Source organism: Tessaracoccus pujii (genome assembly GCF_055326215.1).
This window is the reverse complement of the sequence record NZ_JBUZNP010000021.1, coordinates 1-5,279: the sequence shown is the minus strand read 5'-3', so window position 1 is coordinate 5,279 and position 5,279 is coordinate 1. Positions and strand designations below refer to the sequence as shown.

The following is a 5,279-nucleotide window of genomic DNA, read 5'->3' as shown; positions in this document are numbered from 1 at the left end:
CCTTCGACAATGCCAGCGGATGTGGTCACATCTGGCCCGGATCTGCGTGGTCTCCGGGCTGGCGCCGGAACAGCTGACGGCCGCAACCTACCAACCTGCACGCGCTGCGTTCTTCGACGCTGCCCTAGCGCTGCATGACAACCCGCCCCACAAGTCCTTGTCGACGCCCTTGTTCGGCCTCGACGCGGTGATGTTCCACCGCGGGCAAGCTGAACGCGCCGAGCTACGCCGCATCTGGAACCACCGCCCCGCCGCCGAGGTCGACTGGGACCAGATCACAGCACAGGTCCCGGTGATGGCCCAGACGATGCGCCGCTACCTGCAGCAGTGCTCCGCCTCGCTACGGCCGTCGTCGGTGACCTTGTTCAACACCACCCTGCGGCAGTTCGCCGCCTTCCTGACCGCTCGTCACCCCGGCGTCACAAGAATCGCCGAGCTTGAGCGCCGCCACATCGAGGACTACCGCGCATGGCTCGACCAGCGTCCCGGATACCGCGGCCAACCCGGTCTGTCGAGGACCACCTTGGGAATGCGCATGGGGCACCTGCACACCTTCTTCACGCGCATCACCGAGTGGGACTACCCAGACCAGCCCCGCACGGGCCTGGTCTTCCGCGAAGACCGCCCGCGGCTGGACAGGCCATTGCCGAAGTTCCTCCACGACGCCGCCGCCGCAGCGTTCATGACCGCAGCCGCCCGGTTGCCCGACGAACTGGATCGGTTGATGGTCCAGATCCTGGCCCGCACCGGCATGCGTCGCGGCGAACTTCTCGGCCTGCGCATCGACGCCGTTGTCCAGATCGGCACCGGCTACTGGCTACGCACCCCAGTCGGGAAACTTCACACCGACCGCTACATCCCCCTCGACCCCGCCCTGAAGACCCTCATCGACGGCTGGATCGCCAATCGCCCGTCCTGGCAGGCCAGTGACCTGCTCCTGCTCGAACGCGGCCGGCCGATCCCTCCCACACGCGTCGACAAGGCCGTCCAGAAAGCAGCCACCACGGCCGGGATCGGGCACGTCCATCCCCACCAACTGCGACACACCCTTGCCACCCAAGCCATCAACCGCGGCATGAGTCTGGAAGCCATCGCCGCGCTGCTCGGACACACCGACCTGTCCATGACCATGGTCTATGCCCGCATCGGCGACCGCACCGTCGCCGACCAGTACTTCCAGGTCACCAGCAAGATCGAAGCCCTCTACCACCAGGCCCAACCCACGCCCGCCACACCCGTGCTACCCGCCGACGCCGCTGGTCCCGCCATGACCGCCCTCCACGCCGAGGTAGCCAAACGCCTACTCGGCAACGGCTACTGCCGCCGGCCCGTCGAGCTCGATTGCCGCTACGAAACCATCTGCGAGACCTGTCCCATGTTCTTCACCACCCACGAGCACCGCCCCCTCCTGCAAGCCCAACGAGACGACGCCTGCGCCAAAGGCCAAACCCGCCGCGCCGAGGTCTACACCGGCCTACTCGAACGCCTGGATCAAGCCACCGCTTGACACCGATCACCCACATAAGCCGAGGCCGACCTCAGTATCGCGTTCGCTCGACGGAGCTCCCGGTTCTCCTTCTCCAGCTGCACGAGCCGAGCATGCGGATCGGTCTCCACCGCCGACGACCCGACCCCCAGCCCGGGGGCCCGCAGCCAGTTCCGCAGCGTCGATCCCGGGATCCCCAGCTGCTCGCCCACCTGGTTGCAGGCGCGCTTGGCCGGCATCCCCGGGTTCTCCCTGATCGTCTCGTTGACCGTGCGGACCGCACGCTCACGCAACTCGTCGTTGTACTTCCTTGGTGCAGGCATGACTCCACTCTCCTGAAGCGGTCAAGACCCTCCACTAAACCCGGGGCGGTTCAGTCCGCACGATCTTCTGGTTGGCCTGACCGAGCCAGTCGGTGAACTGCTCGTTGAAATCGGCCGGCGGCCTGAACTCGCGGCCCGGCATGAACGACGTCTCGAACCAGCCGTTGCGGCGTTCCACGATCCCCTTCGACTCCGGATCCCTCGCCTTGAGCAGCACCAGGCTCGTCGCGAGGGTCCCCATGAACGACTCCACCCCCGCAGCCCTGGAGGCACCGCGGCCGATACCGCGTTCGTTATCCCAGATCAGCCGCGAGGAACCCTGCCCAACGCCTGCAGGAGTGCCCACATGCCCAGCAGCAGATCCTCGGTCGTCTTCGACGGGATCATCCGGCCGACCGTGAACGGGAGAACGCCGCGGTCATCACCAACACCGGCAACAACACGCCCGTCCCGGTCCCGACAGGGATCCTCGCAGGCGGGAACCACAGATCACACTGCGCCGCGTCCCCGGCGTCCCAGACGAGCCGGTCAGCCGGATCCGGGCGCCGCTGCTCCGGTCGTAGCCGGGCCACGTTCTCCCGGAACTACGACTCCGATCCCGTCCAGCCGACCCTTTCCGCGATCACCGATGCCGGCATCTCCGGACACCCGGCCAGCAGCGTCTTCACCCTGGGCTCGAACACCGCGAACGAGGTCCCGGTCGGGGTCCTCACATAGCGCGGTGGCGCATCGGAGGCGACCGCCTTGACCACCGTCGTCCTCGAGATCCCCAACCTCGCCGCGATCCGCGCGTTCGGCACACCCTCCGCGGCAAGCCTCCTGATCAAGGCCCAATCCTCCATAGTGATCACTCTCCGATCGTCGTGGGAGTGTCCACTTTTCACCGTCGAAAGTGTTCAGTTTTCAACCGTCGTCGACAGCCGACGGTTCCGATCGAGGGCGTGGCGCCGATGTCTGCGAGGGGTTCGCCGTAGCGAATCGAGGTGAATTGGGCGAGTTCAACCGGTCGATGCAACACCGCGGATTCTCGTGCCGGGCGCCGCGGGACCAGCGGGCCATCTCGATCGCGTTGAGGACCATCTCGGTGCGTATGTGCGATGCGACCCGCCACCCCGCGATCATCCTGCTGAACGCGTCGATGATGAAGCACACGTAGGCGACGCCCGGTCCAGGTCGTCACGAATGTCAGGTCGGTGACCCAGAGCCGGTTCGGTGCGGTCGCGGTGAACTCCCGCTTCACCAGATCAGGGTGCCGCGCCGACGCCGGGTCCGGCCTCGTCGTCTTGATCCGCTTCGAACCCCTCACGCCCTCGATCCCCGCAGAGCGCATCAACCGGGCGGTCAGGTCTCCACTGCTGCGGCCTTCTCAGGGCGCTTCACGACAAACACGCCATCGTCTGCCGCGCGGCCGTCGTCCTCAACGCCGTCATCGCCTGGGTCAAGACATTGTCAGACACGCCCTAGGTCAGAGTGCGGCGGCTCCGGCCTCGGCTACTGTCTGGTCCTCTTCGATACTGCCGGTGGACACTCCGATGGCACCGACGATGACACCGTCGCGGACGAGCGGAATGCCTCCGGGGAACACGACGATGCGGCCGCCGTGAGCATCGTTGAGACCGTACAGGTCGCCGGTCGGGCGTGTTGCTCCCGTGAGGTCTTTGGTCTGGGTCTGGAAGGCAATGGACGTATACGCCTTATTGATAGCGATGTGGATGCTGCCGATGTTCGCAGTATCCATCCGCACGTGTGCCTTGAGGTTGCCTCCGGCGTCCACGACGGCGATGTCCTGGGGCTGTCCGATCTCCTCAGCGCGCGCGATGGCGGCATCGATGACGCGGAGTGCGTCCTCAAGGGTGATGGTGTCCTGAATCTTGGGGTTCGACATGGTGTCTCCTCTTCATTGAAGGTCAGGTGTTGCGGGTGTTAGGCGTCGCATGAGCGACGACTGGGGTGGAGCCTCGGACGGTCCCGATCATGACTTGAAAGACAGTGGACCGACCGAGGGCTAGGGGTTCCCGTCAGATGACAGGAAGCAGTGCGATGGACAACCCGGTGGCGAGCGCGCCTCCGATGAGCGGGCCGGCCACGGGCACCCATCCGCGGACGTCTGTGTCCGCGGAGGTCAAACCGCGGGCTCGGATTGAGCGTGGTACAAGGGATGGTGTGCGTGCGAGCGGCGCCGGGTGGACAGTCGAGGGCCAACCGCGGCCCACCCGGGGATTGCTCAGTGTGAGACTGTGCGGCGCAGCGTGACCTGCGCCGCACAGCGGGGGGCTCCTTAGAAGGTGCGGATCGGGATCTCCGCGGGAGCCTCGAGAAGTTCGCGGATCTCGTCGTCAAGCTTGACAAGCGTGATGGACGCGCCCGCCATGTCCAGCGAGGTGCAGTATTCGCCGACATAGCTACGGGTTGGGGTAATTCCTTGGGCCGCGAGCTTCTCGTGTGCGATGCCGTACAGAAGGTACAGCTCGCTGATGGGCGTGCCACCGAGACCGTTCACCATCAGCGCGACGTCATCGCCGCTGCTGTAGGGGATGTCGCTCACGATGGGCTCCAGAAGCAGGTCGACGATCTCGTTCGCCGGGACCCACTTCTGACGTGCACGGCCGGGCTCACCGTGGATACCGATGCCGACTTCGATCTCGTCGTCGCCGATCTCGAACAGCGGCTCGCCCTTGGCGGGCGGGGTGCAGGCGGTGAGCGCCACGCCCATGGTGCGGGTGACGGCGTTGACCTTCTCGCCGATCCGGACGATCTCGTCGAGATCCTTGCCGGCCTCAGCGGCAGCGCCGACGGCCTTGATGACGAAGAAGTTGCCAGCGACGCCGCGGCGACCGATGGTATACAGCGAGTCCTTCACCGCGACGTCGTCGTCGATGAAGAGGGTGCGCACCTTGATGCCCTCTGCGGCAGCGAGCTCTTCTGCCATTTCGAATGCCATCTTGTCGCCGGTGTAGTTGTTCACCAGCAGCAGCACACCCTTGTCGCTCTTGACGCGGCGTGCGGCCTCGACGACGAAATCGGTGGGCGGGGCGGCGAACACGTCACCGGGGCAGGCGGCGTCCAGCATGCCCTTGCCGACAATCATCACGTGTGCGGGCTCGTGGCCAGAGCCGGAGCCCTGGATGATGGAGACCTTGTCGTTGTTGGGCGCATCGGCGCGGACGATGAGGTTGTACTTCGGGTCGTACGTGAGCGTGTCAGGGTTCGCCAGGGCCAGACCCTTCAGCATCTCCGGAACGAACGCCTTCGGGTCGTTGATGAACTTCTTCATTGTGTTCTCACTTCCTTGTGTGGGATGGGGGTGGAGGGAGGGTGAGTCGTTACCAGGTCTCGGCGACGCGCTCGGCGAGCACTGCCATCGCGATGGCGCCCGGGTCGGGGGAGCCGATGCTGCGCTCACCGGTGTAGGACGCGCGGCCACGATGTGCCTCGAGCTTCGCGGTCTCTTCGGCGGCGGCGCGTGCGAC

7 protein-coding genes and 1 pseudogene are annotated in these 5,279 nt (G+C 65.9%); 1 reads left to right on the top strand and 7 read right to left on the bottom strand.

Going from position 1 to position 5,279, the window contains the following annotated elements:
• Positions 1-1,507, top strand: a 1,507-nt coding sequence (locus tag ACZK5N_RS14755; RefSeq protein WP_463625223.1) for a tyrosine-type recombinase/integrase, incomplete at its 5' end; no start/stop codon positions are given.
• Here the strand turns inward: ACZK5N_RS14755 and ACZK5N_RS14750 are convergent.
• The 7 genes and pseudogenes from ACZK5N_RS14750 to ACZK5N_RS14720 form a co-directional block, all read right to left on the bottom strand.
• Positions 1,492-1,809: a transposase gene (locus tag ACZK5N_RS14750; protein ID WP_459017669.1), complete on the bottom strand. Its 318-nt coding sequence runs from the start codon at positions 1,807-1,809 to the stop codon at positions 1,492-1,494. The two genes, ACZK5N_RS14755 and ACZK5N_RS14750, sit on opposite strands and share 16 nt — an antisense overlap.
• 34 nt (positions 1,810-1,843) lie before the next feature.
• The gene (locus tag ACZK5N_RS14745) at positions 1,844-2,050 is read right to left on the bottom strand and encodes a hypothetical protein (RefSeq protein WP_068750211.1); all 207 of its coding nucleotides are present in this window, start codon (positions 2,048-2,050) and stop codon (positions 1,844-1,846) included.
• A 343-nt stretch (positions 2,051-2,393) separates the two neighbouring features.
• Complete coding sequence (locus tag ACZK5N_RS14740) at positions 2,394-2,651, bottom strand: helix-turn-helix domain-containing protein (RefSeq protein ID WP_458996513.1); 258 nt, start codon at positions 2,649-2,651, stop codon at positions 2,394-2,396.
• A 77-nt stretch (positions 2,652-2,728) separates the two neighbouring features.
• Positions 2,729-3,157 (bottom strand): annotated as a pseudogene (locus tag ACZK5N_RS14735) (DDE-type integrase/transposase/recombinase); the annotation flags it as partial.
• 117 nt (positions 3,158-3,274) lie between these two features.
• Positions 3,275-3,694 carry a GlcG/HbpS family heme-binding protein gene (locus tag ACZK5N_RS14730; RefSeq protein WP_068751134.1) on the bottom strand — a complete coding sequence of 140 codons (420 nt, stop codon included), beginning with the start codon at positions 3,692-3,694 and terminating at the stop codon, positions 3,275-3,277.
• Between the two features lie 393 nt (positions 3,695-4,087).
• Positions 4,088-5,083, bottom strand: coding sequence for a dihydroxyacetone kinase subunit DhaK (gene dhaK, locus ACZK5N_RS14725; RefSeq protein WP_068751136.1), 996 nt, complete (start codon positions 5,081-5,083; stop codon positions 4,088-4,090).
• Positions 5,084-5,132: 49 nt separating this feature from the next.
• Positions 5,133-5,279: DAK2 domain-containing protein (locus ACZK5N_RS14720; RefSeq protein ID WP_463625224.1), on the bottom strand; the 147-nt coding region annotated here is incomplete at its 5' end.